21 protein-coding genes are annotated in these 15,736 nt (G+C 69.6%); 14 read left to right on the top strand and 7 right to left on the bottom strand.

Features of this window, described 5'->3' with window-relative positions; all coding sequences use genetic code 11:
• Positions 1-172: 172 nt before the first annotated feature.
• The 10 genes from OPU67_RS13560 (at position 173) to OPU67_RS13515 (ending at position 9,793) form a co-directional block, all read left to right on the top strand.
• Positions 173-565 carry a hypothetical protein gene (locus OPU67_RS13560; RefSeq protein WP_267620499.1) on the top strand — a complete coding sequence of 131 codons (393 nt, stop codon included), beginning with the start codon at positions 173-175 and terminating at the stop codon, positions 563-565.
• Positions 566-622: 57 nt separating this feature from the next.
• The gene (locus tag OPU67_RS13555; RefSeq protein ID WP_267620496.1) at positions 623-1,117 is read left to right on the top strand and encodes an MmcB family DNA repair protein; all 495 of its coding nucleotides are present in this window, start codon (positions 623-625) and stop codon (positions 1,115-1,117) included.
• Positions 1,118-1,163: 46 nt separating this feature from the next.
• On the top strand, positions 1,164-1,946 hold the full coding sequence (locus tag OPU67_RS13550) for a sterol desaturase family protein (protein WP_267620493.1): 783 nt from the start codon (positions 1,164-1,166) through the stop codon (positions 1,944-1,946).
• 5 nt (positions 1,947-1,951) lie between these two features.
• Entirely contained in the window at positions 1,952-2,398 is a 447-nt protein-coding gene (locus tag OPU67_RS13545; protein ID WP_267620491.1) for a DUF2141 domain-containing protein, read from the top strand.
• A gap of 214 nt (positions 2,399-2,612) precedes the next feature.
• A complete protein-coding gene (locus OPU67_RS13540) occupies positions 2,613-4,370 on the top strand; it encodes a hypothetical protein (RefSeq protein WP_267620489.1) in 1,758 nt (585 codons plus the stop codon).
• A 162-nt stretch (positions 4,371-4,532) separates the two neighbouring features.
• Positions 4,533-5,900 (top strand): M48 family metalloprotease, encoded by a 1,368-nt coding sequence (locus OPU67_RS13535; protein WP_267620486.1) that lies wholly within the window; start codon positions 4,533-4,535, stop codon positions 5,898-5,900.
• 39 nt (positions 5,901-5,939) lie between these two features.
• Positions 5,940-6,665 carry a DsbA family protein gene (locus OPU67_RS13530; RefSeq protein ID WP_267620483.1) on the top strand — a complete coding sequence of 242 codons (726 nt, stop codon included), beginning with the start codon at positions 5,940-5,942 and terminating at the stop codon, positions 6,663-6,665.
• The gene (locus OPU67_RS13525) at positions 6,665-7,681 is read left to right on the top strand and encodes a hypothetical protein (protein ID WP_267620480.1); all 1,017 of its coding nucleotides are present in this window, start codon (positions 6,665-6,667) and stop codon (positions 7,679-7,681) included. Before OPU67_RS13530 ends, OPU67_RS13525 begins: the two co-directional genes overlap by 1 nt.
• 85 nt (positions 7,682-7,766) lie before the next feature.
• Positions 7,767-8,990 (top strand): sensor histidine kinase, encoded by a 1,224-nt coding sequence (locus OPU67_RS13520; RefSeq protein WP_267620478.1) that lies wholly within the window; start codon positions 7,767-7,769, stop codon positions 8,988-8,990.
• Positions 8,987-9,793 (top strand): LytR/AlgR family response regulator transcription factor, encoded by an 807-nt coding sequence (locus OPU67_RS13515; protein WP_267620475.1) that lies wholly within the window; start codon positions 8,987-8,989, stop codon positions 9,791-9,793. Before OPU67_RS13520 ends, OPU67_RS13515 begins: the two co-directional genes overlap by 4 nt.
• Before the next feature lie 34 nt (positions 9,794-9,827).
• On the opposite strand, the gene OPU67_RS13510 is transcribed toward OPU67_RS13515, so the two are convergent.
• Positions 9,828-10,142, bottom strand: a complete 315-nt coding sequence (locus OPU67_RS13510; RefSeq protein WP_267620472.1) for a TM2 domain-containing protein — start codon at positions 10,140-10,142, stop codon at positions 9,828-9,830.
• Positions 10,143-10,491: 349 nt separating this feature from the next.
• Here OPU67_RS13510 and nadC point away from each other — a divergent pair, with 349 nt between their 5' ends.
• Together nadC and OPU67_RS13500 are read left to right on the top strand one after the other, a co-directional pair.
• The gene (gene nadC, locus OPU67_RS13505) at positions 10,492-11,361 is read left to right on the top strand and encodes a carboxylating nicotinate-nucleotide diphosphorylase (protein ID WP_267620470.1); all 870 of its coding nucleotides are present in this window, start codon (positions 10,492-10,494) and stop codon (positions 11,359-11,361) included.
• The gene (locus tag OPU67_RS13500) at positions 11,358-11,774 is read left to right on the top strand and encodes a hypothetical protein (protein ID WP_267620467.1); all 417 of its coding nucleotides are present in this window, start codon (positions 11,358-11,360) and stop codon (positions 11,772-11,774) included. Before nadC ends, OPU67_RS13500 begins: the two co-directional genes overlap by 4 nt.
• A 13-nt stretch (positions 11,775-11,787) precedes the next feature.
• Here the strand turns inward: OPU67_RS13500 and OPU67_RS13495 are convergent, their stop codons facing one another.
• Positions 11,788-12,243, bottom strand: coding sequence for a GFA family protein (locus OPU67_RS13495; RefSeq protein WP_267620464.1), 456 nt, complete (start codon positions 12,241-12,243; stop codon positions 11,788-11,790).
• A 171-nt stretch (positions 12,244-12,414) separates the two neighbouring features.
• Between OPU67_RS13495 and OPU67_RS13490 the strand changes: the two genes are divergently transcribed.
• Positions 12,415-12,801: a VOC family protein gene (locus OPU67_RS13490; RefSeq protein WP_267620462.1), complete on the top strand. Its 387-nt coding sequence runs from the start codon at positions 12,415-12,417 to the stop codon at positions 12,799-12,801.
• Between the two features lie 7 nt (positions 12,802-12,808).
• Here OPU67_RS13490 and tadA read toward each other — a convergent pair whose 3' ends face one another.
• Complete coding sequence (gene tadA, locus OPU67_RS13485; RefSeq protein ID WP_267620565.1) at positions 12,809-13,237, bottom strand: tRNA adenosine(34) deaminase TadA; 429 nt, start codon at positions 13,235-13,237, stop codon at positions 12,809-12,811.
• A gap of 48 nt (positions 13,238-13,285) precedes the next feature.
• Positions 13,286-13,528 (bottom strand): hypothetical protein, encoded by a 243-nt coding sequence (locus OPU67_RS13480; RefSeq protein ID WP_267620458.1) that lies wholly within the window; start codon positions 13,526-13,528, stop codon positions 13,286-13,288.
• Between the two features lie 258 nt (positions 13,529-13,786).
• Here OPU67_RS13480 and rpmB point away from each other — a divergent pair, with 258 nt between their 5' ends.
• Positions 13,787-14,074 carry a 50S ribosomal protein L28 gene (rpmB, locus tag OPU67_RS13475; protein ID WP_267620456.1) on the top strand — a complete coding sequence of 96 codons (288 nt, stop codon included), beginning with the start codon at positions 13,787-13,789 and terminating at the stop codon, positions 14,072-14,074.
• 31 nt (positions 14,075-14,105) lie between these two features.
• Here the strand turns inward: rpmB and OPU67_RS13470 are convergent, their stop codons facing one another.
• The 3 genes from OPU67_RS13470 to OPU67_RS13460 all read right to left on the bottom strand — a co-directional run.
• Positions 14,106-15,122: an esterase-like activity of phytase family protein gene (locus tag OPU67_RS13470; protein ID WP_267620454.1), complete on the bottom strand. Its 1,017-nt coding sequence runs from the start codon at positions 15,120-15,122 to the stop codon at positions 14,106-14,108.
• Positions 15,123-15,178: 56 nt separating this feature from the next.
• Positions 15,179-15,382: a DUF2093 domain-containing protein gene (locus OPU67_RS13465; RefSeq protein WP_267620451.1), complete on the bottom strand. Its 204-nt coding sequence runs from the start codon at positions 15,380-15,382 to the stop codon at positions 15,179-15,181.
• 24 nt (positions 15,383-15,406) lie between these two features.
• Positions 15,407-15,736 (bottom strand): exodeoxyribonuclease VII large subunit (locus OPU67_RS13460; protein WP_324255371.1); only part of this gene is annotated, 330 nt, incomplete at its 5' end.

The raw sequence follows: 15,736 nt of genomic DNA, 5'->3' as shown, positions 1-15,736 counted from the left end.
CTGGGCCTTGCGGCCTCGCGCATTCTTGCGTGCGGGGCGGCGCTTAGCAAGAGGGCGGGGCGCGCGCCAGACATATTGTGGCGCGCAGGCCGGCGCCCTTTCGTCCGCCCCGGCGGTGCCACGGGGCCACGAATTAACCGATCGGCAAGCATGACCCCATAGGCTTCGCGCCATGGCCACGCTCCCGCCCGCGCCGATTCTCCCCGAGGCCGCAGCCCTCCCCGCCGGCCTTGCCGCAGAGGTCGCGCCCGAGGTGCTGGCCGAGGCCTTGGTCGCGCTCCACGGCAAGGCCGCGACGGTCGCGCTGCTCGCCCGGCTCGCGCCCGAGCGCACCGAGATCGGCGGCGAGCTGGGCGCGGTGATCGCCCGCGCACAACCGTGGCAGCGCGCGCTGGTCGCCCGGACGATCGGCGATTGCAACGCGATGCTCGACACCGGGATCGCCGCGCTGGCGACCCTCCAGCGGCGCGGACAGGACGCCGCCGCTCCGGCGCTGGTGCTGTGGCGCGAATTCCACGCCGCGCGCGCGAGCATGATCGCGGTGCTCGAGAGCGAGCCCGCCTGACCGCGCGGAGCCCTGTCGGGCTTGACTGCGTTCCCCATCCGTTCCAACGACGGCGCCATGTCCGGTGCCGCCTCGCCCCTGTCCGATTCGCCCGCACTCGCCGCCGCCGACGTCGCGCGCGGGATCGGGCGGCTGTTCGCGCGCAACGATATCTGGTGCCTCGCCGAGGTGCCCTTGAAGAACGGCCGCCGCGCCGATCTGATGGGGGTCGATCCCAAGGGGTTGATCGTGATCGTCGAGATCAAGGTCGCGCGCGCCGATCTGCTCGGCGACACGAAGTGGCCGGACTACCTCGATTTCTGCGACCGCTTCTACTGGGGCCTGCCCCCGGGGCTCGACCGTTCGGCGCTGGAAAGCGAGGCCTATCGCCCGGCCACCTGCGGCGTGATCGTCGCCGACGGTTACGATGCCGAGATCCTGCGCCCCGCCGCATTGGACCCGCTCGCCGCCGCGCGCCGCAAGACGCAGATCGAACACCTCGCCCGCGTGGCGATGCGGCGGCACACCGCGCTGCTCGACCCGCTGTGCGCGGCCCCTGACGCGCTGACCTGATTTGGGCCTGTGAAGCCCCGGAAAAATCCGGCATAGCCTTGCAGCAATGCTTCCCGCCGACACTCCCGTTCCGCTGGCGATGCTGATCGTCAGCCTCGCCGTCACCGCGATCGTCGCGCTGCGCTATGCGCTGACCAGCGGGCTGTTCGCCTGGGTCACGGGGCGGGTGCGCCCGGGGCTCTACGCGGGGCGGGGCCGGCAGATCGCCCGCGAGGTGCGCTGGTCGCTGCTGTCGGCGGCGATCTACGGCACGCCCGCCGGGATCGTGCTGTGGGGGTGGCGGCAGTTCGGCTGGACCGAGCTCACCGCCGACTGGAGCGCGCTGCCGCTGTGGTGGCACCCGCTTTCGGTGCTCATCTACCTCTTCGTGCAGGACACCTGCTTCTATTGGAGCCACCGCTGGATGCACCGGCCGAAGTGGTTCCGGATCGCCCATGCCGTCCACCACGAAAGTCGCCCGCCGACCGCGTGGACCGCGATGAGCTTCCATCCGGTCGAGGCGGTGACGGGCGCGGTGGTGATCCCCGTGCTGGTGTTCATCGTGCCGATCCATGTCGCCATGCTCGGCCTCGTGCTGACCATCGCCACGGTGATGGGGGTGACCAACCACATGGGCTGGGAGATGTTTCCCCGCTGGCTCGTTCATTCGCGATTGGGCGACTGGCTGATAACCGCCAGCCATCACGAGCGCCATCACGAGGAATACCGATGCAATTACGGGCTCTATTTCCGGGTCTGGGACCGGCTATGCGGCACGGACCGGGGCCTGTCGCGGCGGATCGTCGCCGAGGCGGGGCACGCCCCGGCGGCAGCGGTGCCGGCGGAATGAGGGCCTTGCGCAAGCGGGCGCTCGCCTTCGGCTTCGCGGGACTGGCGGGGAGCCTTGCCGCAGCCGCCCCGGCGCAGGCGGGCGAGGTGGTCATCACCGTCACCGACCTGCGCTCGTCGAAGGGCGTGGTGCGCGCCTGCATGACGACGCGTGCGGACATCTTCCCCAAGTGCATCAAGGACCCGACGGCTTACCGCACCGTCGTGCCGGCGAGCGGCAAGCTCGAGATCCGCTTCACCGGGGTGAAGCCCGGCAACTACGCCATCGCGCTGCTCCATGACGAGAACGACAACGGCAAGGCCGACCGGGCGATGGGGATGATGCCCAAGGAAGGCTACGGCTTCTCGCGTGATGCGCCGGTGAGGATGGCGCCGCCCAAGTTCGCGGACGCCGTGTTCGCGATCGGCGAGGCGGCCGCCCGGGTCACGATCAAGATGAGGTATTTTCTTTAAGTCGCGCTGGCGCGCGATGCAGACCCCCCGCCCCGCCTCCCCACCCGGCCACCACAACATAGTGGTACTATTGGTGGCCGGGTGGGGAGGCGGGGCGGGGGGTCTGCACCACCGCAGGTGGCCTGCCAAATCATCTCCCCCGCTTAACGCGATCTTTACCACGCCGCGCCAGAACCCCTCAGACACAGGTTCACCGAGGGGCGGATTCACAGCCATGGACACTCTGCGCGGCGCTTTCGATCCCGAAGCACAGTCGGATCGGGGCTGGGACGCATCCGGGGCACAGGGCGCCGAGCCCGACGAGCACCGCGACCTGCCGCCCGTCGCCATCGGCCGCGACGAGCGACGGATGCAGGTGCGCGCCTACAATCACTGGGCGAGCCTGCTGGGGGAGCGGATGTTCCCCAACATCGCCGACCTCCAGCCCGATGACCTGCCCGACTTCGGCCCGCATTCGGTGCTGCTCGATTTCACCGACGGGATCGAGAACCCCGCGGTGCGCTATCTCGGTGCGAAGCTGGAGCGCGAATGTGTCGGCGCCCCGCCGATCACCCGGCTGGCCGACGTGCCGCCGCGTTCGCTCCTGTCGCGGATCACCGACCACTATATGCAGATCCTCGCCAACCAGGCGCCGATCGGCTTCGAGGCGGAATTCGTGAACAACGCCGGGGTCGCGATCCTCTATCGCGGGATCCTGCTGCCTTTCTCGAGCGACGATAGCGCGATCGACTACATCTACGGGGTCATCAACTGGAAGGAGATGGCCGACCAATTGACCGCCGACGAACTGCTGCTCGAGATCGATCAGGCGCTGGAGCTCGACGGCGCGATCGAGGTCGCGGACGAGCCTGCTCCGCGCCTTGCCGAACCGGTCACCGACTGGGCGGATTCCCCCGCGCACGAGAGCGAGGAGGAGGACGCGATCGCCGCCTCCTGCGAAAACCCCTTCGATCGGCTCGACGCGGTGCTCGACGCCGAAGACGGCCTGCCCGATTTCAGCCAGTATGCGCTGGGCGACGACGACGAGGAATACGACGAGGACGAGGGCGAGGAGGAGAGCGCGCACTACAGCTTCGCCAGCCTCGCGGACTATATCGAGGCGCCCGCCAAGAAGGCGATCGACCTGACCGCGCTCGCCCCCGTGCCCTTCGACGAGCCCGAGGCGGAGGCCGTATTCCCGCCCGCATACGCCCCCACATACGACTATGCTCCCGAGGTGGAGGAACCTGGCCCCGAGGAGCCCATCGCGGCGCCAGTCTTCGTGGCGGACGACTTCGCCTTCGAAGCGGAAGCACCTGAAGCCGAACCTGAACCCGAGGCGCCGGTGCTGGCCGACGAACCGCTGCTCCTGCCCGAACTCGACGCCGATGCCGGGCTCTACGATTGCCTCGCCGAGGCGCGCGAGCTCGCCCGCGCCGCCGACAGCACCGAGGACCGCAGCCGCAGCGCGCTCTATGCGGCGGTGAGCCGTGCCTACGACTTCTCGCTCGCCGCTGCCGAGGCGCCGGAGGATTATGCCGAACTGATCGCCGATGCCGGCCTCGCCGTGCAGGAACGCGCGCCGATGACCCCGGTGGTGAAGCTCGTCTTCGGCCCGGATTACGACAAGACCCGCCTCACCGAATATGCTGCGGTCCTGACCCACGCGCACCGGCTGAAGCTCAACCGCGGGAGCCTAGCCACCTACCTCGCCGAAACCGAGGGCGGCGTGAAGGCGATCGTCAAGGCCGAGCGCCGGTTGCGCCGCGAGGCGCAGGGCAAGCCGGTCGAGGAGCCGGGCGCGGTGCGCGAGGCGCTCGCGCAGGCGCTGCGCGCGCTCGAGGCGATCACGCTCGAACATCTCGACGGCGCCGGGCCGGAGTTTGCGCTGGTGCTGGTGCGCCGCGACGAGATCGGCTGCGCGGAGATCCTCGCCGAGCTGCCCGAGGACGTCGCCTGGATCGAGAAGGCCGCGCGCAAGATCGTCGGGTAAACGCGTCTCGTGGCCCCGTGTTCGGCACGGGGCTCGGCTTCTTTTGGCTCGGCCCGAAGAGAGGAAAGCCAAGCCCCGGATCAAGTCCGGGGCGACGAGGTGAGGCTGATCCCGCCCACCTTCACATTGCGTTCAGCCCTGATCGCGGTAGGATCGCGCGCAATGCGCGGTCGCACCTTTTCCCTCGCCTATGTCCTCGCGCTGTTCGCGAGCCTGATCGTCGCAGCCCATCCTGCCGCCGCGCAATCGCTGCTGCGCGATGCCGAGACCGAACAGCTCCTCAAGGATATGCTCGCCCCGCTCGTCGAGGCGAGCGAGCTCAGCCCCGGCAATGTCGAGGTCGTGCTCATCAACGACAGCTCGATCAACGCCTTCGTCGCGGGCGGGCAGGCGATCTACGTCCACACCGGGCTGATCAACACCGCCGAGACCGCCAACGAGGTGCAGGGCGTGCTCGCCCACGAACTCGGCCACATCACCGCCGGGCACGCGGTGCGCTTCGACGAGCGCACCAAGGTCGCCAACAACATCTCGCTGCTCTCGCTGATCCTCGGCGTGGGCGCGGTGCTGGCCGGGGCGGGCGATGCGGGGATGGGCATTCTCGCGGCGGGCCAGCAGGCGGCGATGGGGAGCTTCCTCTCCTTCAACCGCGACCAGGAAGCCGCCACCGACCTTGCCGGCGCGCGCTACCTTTCGGGCGCGGGGATCAGCGGCAAGGGCATGGTCACCTTCTTCGAGAAGCTGCGCGGCAACGAGATCCGCGCCGGCTACAGCCAGGCCGACGAGGCTGCCTATTCGCGCACCCACCCGCTGACCGGCGACCGCATCCAGGTGCTGCGCGGGCTGCTCGATGACGATGCGGCGTGGGACACCCCGCCCGATCCCGCGCTGCAGGAGCGCTTCGTGCGCGCCCGGGCCAAGCTCTACGGCTATCTCGCCGCGCCCCAGAACACGCTGCGCACCTTCCCGCCGAGCGACACCTCGATCCCCGCGCATTACGCCCGCGCCTATGCCTATCACAAGGATGCGCGGGTCGATCTGGCGCTCGCCGAGACCGATGCGCTGCTCGCCCGCGAGCCGGACAATCCGTGGTTTCTCGAGCTGAAGGGGCAGGTGCTGCTCGAATCCGGCCGGCCTCAGGACGCGCTGGTGCCGCTGCGCCGCGCGACCGAGCTGACCCTCGCCCACCCGCTGATCGCCGGGATGCTCGGCCACGCGCTGATCGCCACGGAAGATCCGAAGAACTATGCCGAAGCGGAAAGCGTGCTGCGCGCCTCGGTGCAGAAGGACCGCTATAATCCCTTCGCCTGGTATCAGCTCGGCGTGGTCTACGAGGCGCGCGGCGACCTGCCGCGCGCGCAGCTTGCCAGCGCCGAACAGCAGGTGATGAACCGCCGCTACCCCGAGGCGCTGCGTAGCGCCCAGGCGGCCGAGGCGGGGCTGCCTTACGGTTCGGCGGACTGGATCCGCGCCCAGGATGTCGCGCTCGAGGCGCGCGCGGAACTGGAACGCATCAAGAAGAAGCGCTAGGCCCGGCGAACCCGCCGCCCACCCGCAACGAAAGCGCCCATGTCCTCGCAGCCGCCCTTCAACGAGACCCCGCCGCCTTCGCCGCTGCGCCAGACCCTGCTGACCGCTGTCCTTGCGCTGGCCTTCGGCTTCCTGGGTGCGGCGGGATGGTCCTATTCGGGCCTCGGCGAGGCGCGCACCCGCGCCTTCCTGATCGGCAATCCCGACATCCTGCCGCAGATGGCGCAGGCCTATGAGGAACAGGAGGCGGCCAAGCGCCTCGCGCAGATGGGCGGGCAGGTGATGGAGCCCTTCCCCGGCGTGGTGCTCGGCAATCCGCAGGGCTCGAAGGTGCTGGTCGAATTCACCGATTACAACTGCCCCTATTGCGAGGCGAGCCTCAAGGACGTGAACCGCCTCATCGCCGAGGACCCGGACCTGAAGGTGGTGATCCGCGAATGGCCGATCTTCGAGGGCTCCGAGGTCGCCTCGCGCATGGCGCTCGCGGCGGGCCTGCAGGGCAAGTATCGCGCCTTCCACGATGCGATGTTCGCGACCAAGGACGTCGAGACCGCCGCGCGCGCCGCCGGGCTCGACATGGACCGCGCCCGCGCCGATGCGGCCTCCGAGCCGGTCTCGAACGAGATCGCGCGCAACCTCGATCACGCCCGCGCGCTGGGCTTCACCGGCACCCCGGCGTGGATCGCGGGCAAGACCCCGTTCGGCGGGGCGGTCGGTTACGAGAGGCTGAAGGCCGCGATCGCGCAGGCGGACAAGACCGCCTGATGCGCATTGCGGGAGCGGTGATGGCGCTGGGGCTGGCGCTCGGCGCGGGGCCGCGCGCGGCCGGAGCGCCGCCGCCGCCTGCGCGGATCGACTATGCCGCCGAGCGCGCGGCGATCGGCCGCTACCAGGACGCCGACCAGCGCTTGCAGGACGTGGGCTGGACACTCGCCCGGGGCAATGCGCGCTTCTGCCCCAACGTGGTGCCTTCGATCGGCCTGCAATTGCAGGACATGGCGAGCTACGGCGCGCCTGCGGTGGCGAAGAGGGCGCTGGGCCTTGCGGGCGATTTCGCGGTGCAGACCGCCGCGCGCGGCTCCCCGGCGGCGGCGAGCGGCGCCTTCACCCGCAACCGCGAGGTGGTGGGGCTGGAGGGCTTCGATCCCAACCAGTGGCCTGCCCGCGCGCCGATGGACTGGACGCGGCTGGTGCGCGCCCACGACCATGTCGAGGCGATGCTGACCGAGCACGGCGGCATTGCGGTGCGCTTTGCCGACGGCGGGACGGCGCGCGCCGAGCCGGTGGAGGTCTGCGCCACCCGCTTCGAGCTGATGGGCGAAGGCAGCACCGCCGTCGCCGACGGGGCGCGGGTGGTGCTCGGCATCGGCTTTCCCGCCTTCCGCTATCCCGAGGAGCCGGTCTTTGCCGCCGTGGTCGCCCACGAATTCGCGCACAACGTGCTCGGCCATGATGCCTGGCTCGACCGCAACGGGCGGCGCGACCGCAACGTGCGCGCGATCGAGCGCGAGGCGGACCGGCTGATCCCCTGGCTGCTCGGCAATGCGGGCTACGATCCGGAAGCCGGGGTGACCTTCATGCGCCGCTGGGGGAAGAGCCACGATGCCGGTCTGCGCCTGCGCCGCGGCCACGATGGCTGGGACGAGCGCGCAGAGGCGATCGCGGCCGAAGTGCCGCAGGTCCGCGCGCTGCTCGCCGCCGGCGGCGCGGCCGACTGGCGCACGCAGTTCCGCCGCGAAATTGACCCCGCCGGGGGCCTCGCCCCCCGCCGCGACCGGTGAAGCTTGCGCCAGAGCGTTGCGGACGCGCGGCGCCTGCGCCTTTTTGCGGTGCCGTCTGCGACGAAATGCGGTAGACCGAAAGGCCATGGCAGTGCTCCCGATCCAGGCGGCGCCGTTCTTCGCGAGCAAGAACCGGGCGTTCTGGAACCTCCAGCTGGCGGGCTGGGGCGCGGCCTTCGTGCTGCACGCGGTCTCCGCGCTCGCCAACGGGCAGCCCTTCGGCATCCTCGCGCTGATCCTCATCAACAAGATCACCGGCTTTTCGATCAGCTGCGTGCTGTCGGTGATCTACCGCTTCCTGATCCGCCAGCGCCCGCTCGTCACCTGGGGCGCGACGGCGGTGGTGCTGTTTGTCGCGGTGCTGCTCCACGCCTCGATCGATGCCTGGGTGCAGGGGGTCTATTACGCCGGCGCGCGCGACACGACCTTCGCGCAGCGCGTCGTCGGCCTGCTCTACCTGCCGCTGACCCTGCTCGGCGGGTGGAGCGCGCTCTATTATGCAATCAACTTCTTCCTGACGGTGGAGGAACAGGCCGACCGGCTTGAGCGGCTCGAGGCGCAGGCGACCGCCGCGCAGCTCGCCATGCTGCGCTACCAGCTCAATCCGCACTTCCTGTTCAACACGCTGAATTCGATCAGCACCCTGGTGCTGCTGAAGCAGACCGAGCCCGCCAACGCGATGCTCACCCGCCTGTCGGGCTTCCTGCGGCACACCCTCGTCGCCGAGCCCGGCAGCCAGGTCACCCTCGCGCAGGAGGTCGAGACGCTCCAGCTCTACCTCGACATCGAGCGGATGCGCTTCGAGGAGCGGCTGCGCACCTGCTTCGAGATCGAGGATGCCGCGCTGCCCGCGCAGCTCCCCGCGATGCTGCTCCAGCCGCTGGTGGAGAACGCGATCAAGTATGCCGTCAGCCCGCAGGAAGAAGGCGCGCGCATCGCCATCACCGCGCGGGTGATCGGCGAGCGGCTGCGGCTCACCGTCGAGGACACCGGCCCCGGCATCGACGACACCCCGCGCCCGCCCGCGGTCGCGACGGTGGGCACCATGTCCGCGCGCCCCGTTTCCACGGGCGTGGGACTTGCTAACATACGTAATCGCCTTGCGCAGGCCTATGGAGAAAACCACCTCTTCGAGACACGATCGGAAGCTGGGGGCGGCTTCACCGTACTGATCGAAATCCCCCTCACTCGGGCCGCAAGCGCCCAGGAGGGGGTCGCATCCGCCTCGGCAGGCGTCGGGACTGCTTCGGGCGGGGGCGACAACATCATTCCGCTCAACCCCCAAAGAACCATCGGAACCCCCGCATGACTATCAGAACCATCCTTGTCGACGACGAGAAGCTCGCGATCCAGGGCCTCCAGCTGCGGCTCCAGCCCTACGAGGACGTCGAGATCATCGACACCTGCGCCAACGGCCGCGAGGCGATTCGCAAGATCAAGACCGAGAAGCCCGATCTGGTCTTCCTCGACATCCAGATGCCCGGCTTCGACGGCTTCAGCGTCGTCAAGGGCGTGATGGAGATCGAACCCCCGCTGTTCGTCTTCGTCACGGCTTACGAAGAACACGCGATCCGCGCCTTCGAGGCGAACGCCGTCAACTACCTCATGAAGCCGGTCGACGAACAGAAGCTCGCCGACACCATCGAGCGGGTGCGCCAGCGTCTTGCCGAGAAGAAATCCTCCGAGGATGCCGGGCAATTGCTCGAGGTGCTTTCCGAGATCGCGCCCGAGCGCGCGGCCGATTTCGCCGAGACCACAGCGAGCCCGACCGAGAGCGCCGACCGCTTCGAGAAGCTCATCAACGTCAAGGACCGCGGCCAGATCTTCCGCGTCGAGGTCGACACCATCGAGCATATCGAGGCCGCGGGCGATTACATGATCATCTCCACCGGCGACAATTCGCTGGTGCTGCGCGAGACCATGAAGGACTTGGAACGCCGCCTCGACCCGAGGAAGTTCCAGCGCGTCCACCGCTCGACGATCGTCAACCTCGATCTCGTCCGGCAGGTGAAGCCGCACACCAACGGCGAATGCTTTCTGGTGCTCGACAGCGGCGCCGAGGTGAAGGTCAGCCGCTCCTACCGCGACGTGGTGGCGCGCTTCGTCCACTGATCCGGGATCAGGGCAGGTCTGATCGGCGGGCCGGTCAGACCTCCTCCCCCGCCTCCACCCGCGCGCGCAGTTCCGCGGTCAGCCGCCCGCGTGCCTCCTCGACGCGGCGGCCGATCATGCCCGGGATCAGGACCAGGTCGATGACCGCCCAGGGCAGGGTGACGGCGAGCCCCGCCACGGTCAGCCCCAGCACCAGCATCGCGATCCCGGTCCGCCGCTCGCCGAGATAGAAGCGGTGTGCACCGAACACGCCGAGCCCGATGCACAGCGCATAGGCGAGCGCCATGTCGGGCGCTTCGCTGCGTGCGCTGAAGTCGATCAGCATCTTCTGCCGATAGCTGATCGGCATCCTCTCGCGCCCGGGGTCCTGTGGTTCCATCATCCTGTCCGGGTGGCTCGATCCCCTTGTGGAGATGGCGGCATGGTGAACCTTAAGGACAAGCCCGCCTCGCGGCAAGCAGTCGGACGTCGGCTCTGTGCGACAAGGACTTGATTTCGGTCAGTATTGCGCAGGATGGGCGCTGGCGGGGAATGGGGCGAGGATGGGGCGCGGATCACGCCGCCCGCGGGCAGGGCCCGGCCTTGCGCCCCGCGCGGGCCCCTGCGCGGCGATTTGCCTTTCGGCCCCCGGCCTGGCTATGGCAAGCGGCATCGGCCCCCACCCGTGCGGCGGCGATGCACTCTCTTCAAGGCGACCCATGACGGCGTTCACTCTCCCCGGCCTCGATCTTGGCAAATTCGTCCGCGAAACCCTGGCCGAGGACCTGGGCGAGGGGCTGCCCGGCGGCGGGCGGGACGTCACCTCGGACAGCGTGATCCCGGCGGACGCGCGCTTTTCCGGCGTGATGGACAGCCGCGACGCGATCACCGTCGCCGGGCTGCCACTCGCCGAGGCCTTCTTCCGCCACCTCGATCCCGCTTGCCGGATCGAGACGCTGGTGGCCGAAGGGGCGCAGGTCGCCCCCGGCACCGATCTGATGCGCCTCGAAGGGCGCGCCCGGGCGCTGCTCACCGCCGAGCGCAGCGCGCTCAACATCGTCCAGCATCTCTCCGGCATCGCCACGCTGACCCGCGCCTATGTCGAGGCGATGCGGGAAGGCAGCGCGACCTGCACGCTGCTCGACACGCGCAAGACCATTCCGGGCCTGCGCTTCCTCGAGAAATACGCCACCCGGATGGGCGGGGCGCAGAACCACCGCATGGGGCTGTGGGATGCGGCGATGATCAAGGACAACCACGTCGCGGTCGCCGGCTCCGTCTTCGAGGCGGTGCGCCGCGCGCGCGAGGCGGGGGTCACGCGGATCATCTGCGAGGTCGACCGGCTCGACCAGATCGAACCGGCGCTCGCGGCGGGCGCGCACCACCTGCTGCTCGACAACATGGACGCCGCCACCCTCGCGCAAGCGGTGCGGATCGTCGCGGGGCGCGCGGCGACCGAGGCGAGCGGCGGGGTCAACCTCGAGACCATTGCGGCCAAGGCCGCGAGCGGGGTCGATTACATCTCGGTCGGCCGCCTGACGCAAAGCGCGCCCGCCGCCGATATCGGGCTGGACTTCACGCCGCTATGAAGCTGCGGCGCGGGGCCCGGCCGCTGGCGATCCGTGTCTTCGCCGCCGCGTTCCTCGCTGCGGCGGTGCTGCGGCTGGTGCGGGGCCTTTCCGACCTGCCGCTGGCCGCGCTTGCCTATGCCGCGCACGCCCCGTGGCTGCCCTGGAACCGCGACTGGACGATCGTCGCCCTGTCGGCGGAGTTCACCATCGCGCTGATCCCCTTGGTGTGGATCTACCTCTTCGCCGCGCCTTTCGCGAGGTGGCTGGTGCTCGGCATGGGCGCAGTGCGGCTGGCGATGCTCGACTGGAGCGCGCTGACCGGCCCGGTGCTGACCGCGGTGGCGATGGCAAGCCTGCTCACCCCCGAGGCCGCACGCTGGTTGCGGGGCGAGCCGGACGCGGAGGAGGACGGGCCTGCGGTCTTCGAATGACGGCGCCGGCGGTTCAGCGGCGCTCCGGCCCCACCAGCGCGATCCACTCGGCCTGGCTCCCCGGTTGTTCGGCGAGCGCGGGGACGCCTTCGGGCGGGACGATCCACGGCTGCTTGCTGCGGACCCACAGGTGCGCGGCCGGGACCACCTCGGCGCTGCGGTCGAGCGTCCCGCACCTCAGGCTCGCGAAGCCGGGGCGGGCGGCGTTCTCGGCATGGATGCGCGCCTTGCAGACCGCGCAGCCGGTGATGGTGGAGACTGCGCCGCTCGGCTGGGTGACGGTGCCGGTGTCGAGCGGGCCGGTGATGGCGAGATCGGCCAGCGCGAACAGCATATGCTCGCTGAAGGCGCTGCCGGTGCGGGCCTGGCAATCGGTGCAGTGGCAGGCATAGGGCCGGAAGCGCATCCCCTCGCGCAAGGTGTAGCGCACCGCGCCGCACAGGCACCCGCCGGTCAACTCGCCCTGCACCCCGCTTGCCCCTCCGTGGTCTGCGCCAGACCCCTGCCAGACCCTTGCCAGACCCTTGCTAGACCCCCGCCAGACCCCACGTAAACCCCTGCCAGCGGCGATGTTTCACGTGAAACATCGGCGTAACCGCAGCTTCCGAGCAACCGAAATGGAGGTCCAGGGAGCCTGCCGATGACCTACCCGCTCGATCACCTCACCATCCTCTCGCGCGATCCCGAGGCCGCCGCCCGGTTCTACGCAATCCTGCTGCCGCACCTCGGATTCGTGCAGAAGAAGCCCCGGATCTGGGCCAACCATCGGGGCCTCCACATCCAGTTCCTGAAGGCGAAGGAAGGCACGGGCGACTATGGCCGCCACGCGCCCGGGCTCAACCATTTCGGCTTTGCCGCCCCGACCCGGGAAGCGGTCGAGGCGCTGGCCGAGGCGTTGGAAAGGGAAGGGATCGAAGCCCGGCTCCAGACCTTCCCGCCCGGGATCACCGCGTTGTTCGTGCCCGATCCCGATGGATTGCGGGTGGAGGTGTCCTACTATCCGCCGGGCGTGCCGCCGGTCGACTAGCGGCCCGTCATCGCCGTTCGCGGAAGAAATCCTTCAGCAATTGCGCCGCCTCGGCCTCGCCGATGCCGGTGTAGACTTCGGGCCGGTGGAGGCACTGGGGCTGGTCGAAGACCCGCGCCCCGTGCTCGACCGCGCCGCCCTTGGGATCGGCGGCGGCGTAATAGAGGCGGGCGATCCGGGCATGGGCGATGGCACCCGCGCACATCGCGCAAGGCTCGAGCGTGACCCACAGCTCGCAGCCGGCAAGGCGTTCATCTTTCAGGATTTCCGCCGCGCGGCGAATGGCGAGGATCTCGGCATGGGCGGTGGGATCGTGGCGGTCCCGGGGAGCGTTGTGGGCCTCGGCGATGACGGCATTGTCCTTCACCACCACCGCGCCGATCGGCACCTCGCCCGCCTGTGCCGCCGCGCGGGCGAGGGCCAATGCGCGGGGCATGAAGCTGCGGAACCCCGCCGCCGTCACGCCCCACGCCTTTTCAATAGGTTATTCGCTACCCGTGGCCGGGGTCCCCTTGGCATCGGGCTGCGTGATGTTGACATCGGGAACCTCGATGGTGGTCTTCTTGGTGGTGACATCCACCTCCGCCGGCTGGACGTCGTATTCGGGCATCTGGCCGCCCTTGACCTCGACTTCGGGCAGTTCGGCTTCCTTGGTCTGGTCGACATCGCACGCCGCAAGGCCGATTGCCAAGGGGGCGAGAAGGGCGGTGACGAGGAATCGCTTCATGGTCTGTTCTCCTTTATGGCCTGGCACGCGGGCGTGGCCCCCGCCAGGTTGCCCGCAGATGCGCCCAACGGACGGGCTTGTGGCCATTACATGGATTAGTCGGTCCCGCTGCGGTGCCGCACGTGCGACGAACCGTTGGCGGCGATCCCGCCCGGCCCCGGCAACGCGCTTGACGATTCGGGTCTGCCCCGTTATGCGCGCCGCTTTCCTTGCCTGGGCCCGAGCCCGGGGCCCGTTTTTATCGAGAAGAGACACATCATGTCGCGCATCTGCGAACTGACCGGCAAGGGCCGCCAGATCGGCCACAACGTGAGCCACGCCAACAACAAGACCAAGCGTGTGTTCCTGCCCAACCTGCAGAACGTCACGCTGATGAGCGAAAAGCTCGAGCGCAGCTTCAAGTTCCGGGTCTCGACCCACGGCCTGCGCTCGGTGGAGCACAATGGCGGGCTCGACAACTGGCTGCTCAAGACCAGCGACGACAAGCTTTCGGCCGCCGCGCTGAAGGTGAAGCGCGAGCTGGTGAAGGCTCAGGCCGCCGCCTGAGCCGCGCCGTCCTTCGGGACAGGCATCGCGATCAAGCGTCCGGGCCTCCGGGCGCTTTTTCGTCTGTCCGGGCCGCCTGCGCGCCGGGCCAGGCGAAGCGCACCAGCAGGCTGCGCTGAAACACCGAAAAGTTGTTGTCCGAAATCAGCCAGATATCCCCCATGGCCGGATCGGCGGCAGAGGGAACATAGGCGATGCCCTCGAAGTTGTCGGCGAAGATCCCGCCAGCGAGCCGCTGGATGATTCTCCCCTGCCAGACCGCGCCCGGACGGATCGTCGCGGGGTCGGCGATCACGATGGCGGTGTCGAAGCGCGCCGGAATGGCGTAGCGCACGCGCCGCAGCAGGATCAGCAGCCGGCCATCGGGCAGGCCGGTCGCATCGACCGGGCTGTACCAGTCGGGCGCCGCGAAATGCGCGGGGCGCGGCGCGCCGCCCCGGGCCGGATCGCCGGGATAGAGGAATGTCTGGTGCTCCCGCCGGACGCCTTCATGGCTGCCTTCCTCGATCAGCAGAAACCGACCGTCCGCGAGCCGCGTCATCGCCTCGGGCCCGCTGTTGAGATCCCAGTCCGCGATCTCCGGAGGCGCGGTGATGGTGCGCGTGCCGTCCTGCCGCCAGCGCACGATCAGGTTCTCGTATTCGAACCCGCCCCACAGCGTGCCGGTCGCCGGATCGCGCGTGAGGGATTCGAGGTCGACGAACTCCGTCCGGCCGCGCCCTGTGATCCCGACGAAGCGGAAGCTGCCGGGGACCGCGCGGGGCGCATCGCCGGCGAGGTCGAGATCGAGCAGGAAGCCTCGGTCGGTCCCCGCGATCAACGCCGCGCCGTCGCCCTGCACCAGTGCGGAGAAGCCGCCGAACCAGCCGTGCGGGGAGGTCAGCTCCCACACACCCGACAGGCGCAAATCGCCTGAGACACCCGTCCGGTCGGCACGCGGGGTCACGGTCACCACCGCCACATCGGCGCGGGTTCCGATGGGGGTGCGCAGGAAGGTCCCGGGGGCGAGCCCCACGACGACCACGGCCAAGAACAGGAGGCGCCACATCCGGCCGCGCCCATCGGGCACCGGCCGGTCCCGGTCAACCGGGAAGCTGCGCCAGATCAGACCTGGCCGAGCAGCCGGCGGGTCGCGATCTCGGCCGAGGCATAGGCCTCCTGCCGCTCGGCGCTCCAGTAGCGCAATTCCTGCAAGGGGATCGCCTCGCCCGTGACGGCGCACAGCACGTGGCTGCCGGGGCGCAGGACGCGGAAGCTGGAGGGGCCGTAGTAGAGCTTGGCGGCCTTGTCGGACGGGGTCATCAGCATGGGACGCTCGATAGCAGAGCCCGCTTAACCGAACAAATCATCTTGCGCAGGCGGCGTCGGGGCCGCCCGCTTGCGCGGCGCCGGAGCGGTGGGCGGCGCGCTCCCCGCCGGGACGGCATCCAACGTGCCGTCGCGGAACTGGAGCGCGAGGCGCGCCTCGCCTGCGGCTTCGGCGCGGGTGGTCAGCGCCTTGCCGGAGGCATCGCGGATGATCGCATAGCCGCGCTCCAGCGGCTTTTCCGGGTGAAGCTGGCTCATCACGCGGGCGAGCGCGGCGAGGCGGTCGCGGCTCTGGCGCAGCGGGCGCTCGACCAGGGCTGGCGCAAGCCGCGCGCGCTCGAGCCGGCGCTGCGC

Origin of the sequence: Erythrobacter sp. WG (genome assembly GCF_026586795.1) — a bacterium.
Classification (GTDB): Bacteria; Pseudomonadota; Alphaproteobacteria; order Sphingomonadales; family Sphingomonadaceae; genus Erythrobacter.
The sequence above is the reverse complement of the archived record's forward strand: the minus strand, read 5'-3'. Positions and strand labels throughout refer to the sequence as shown.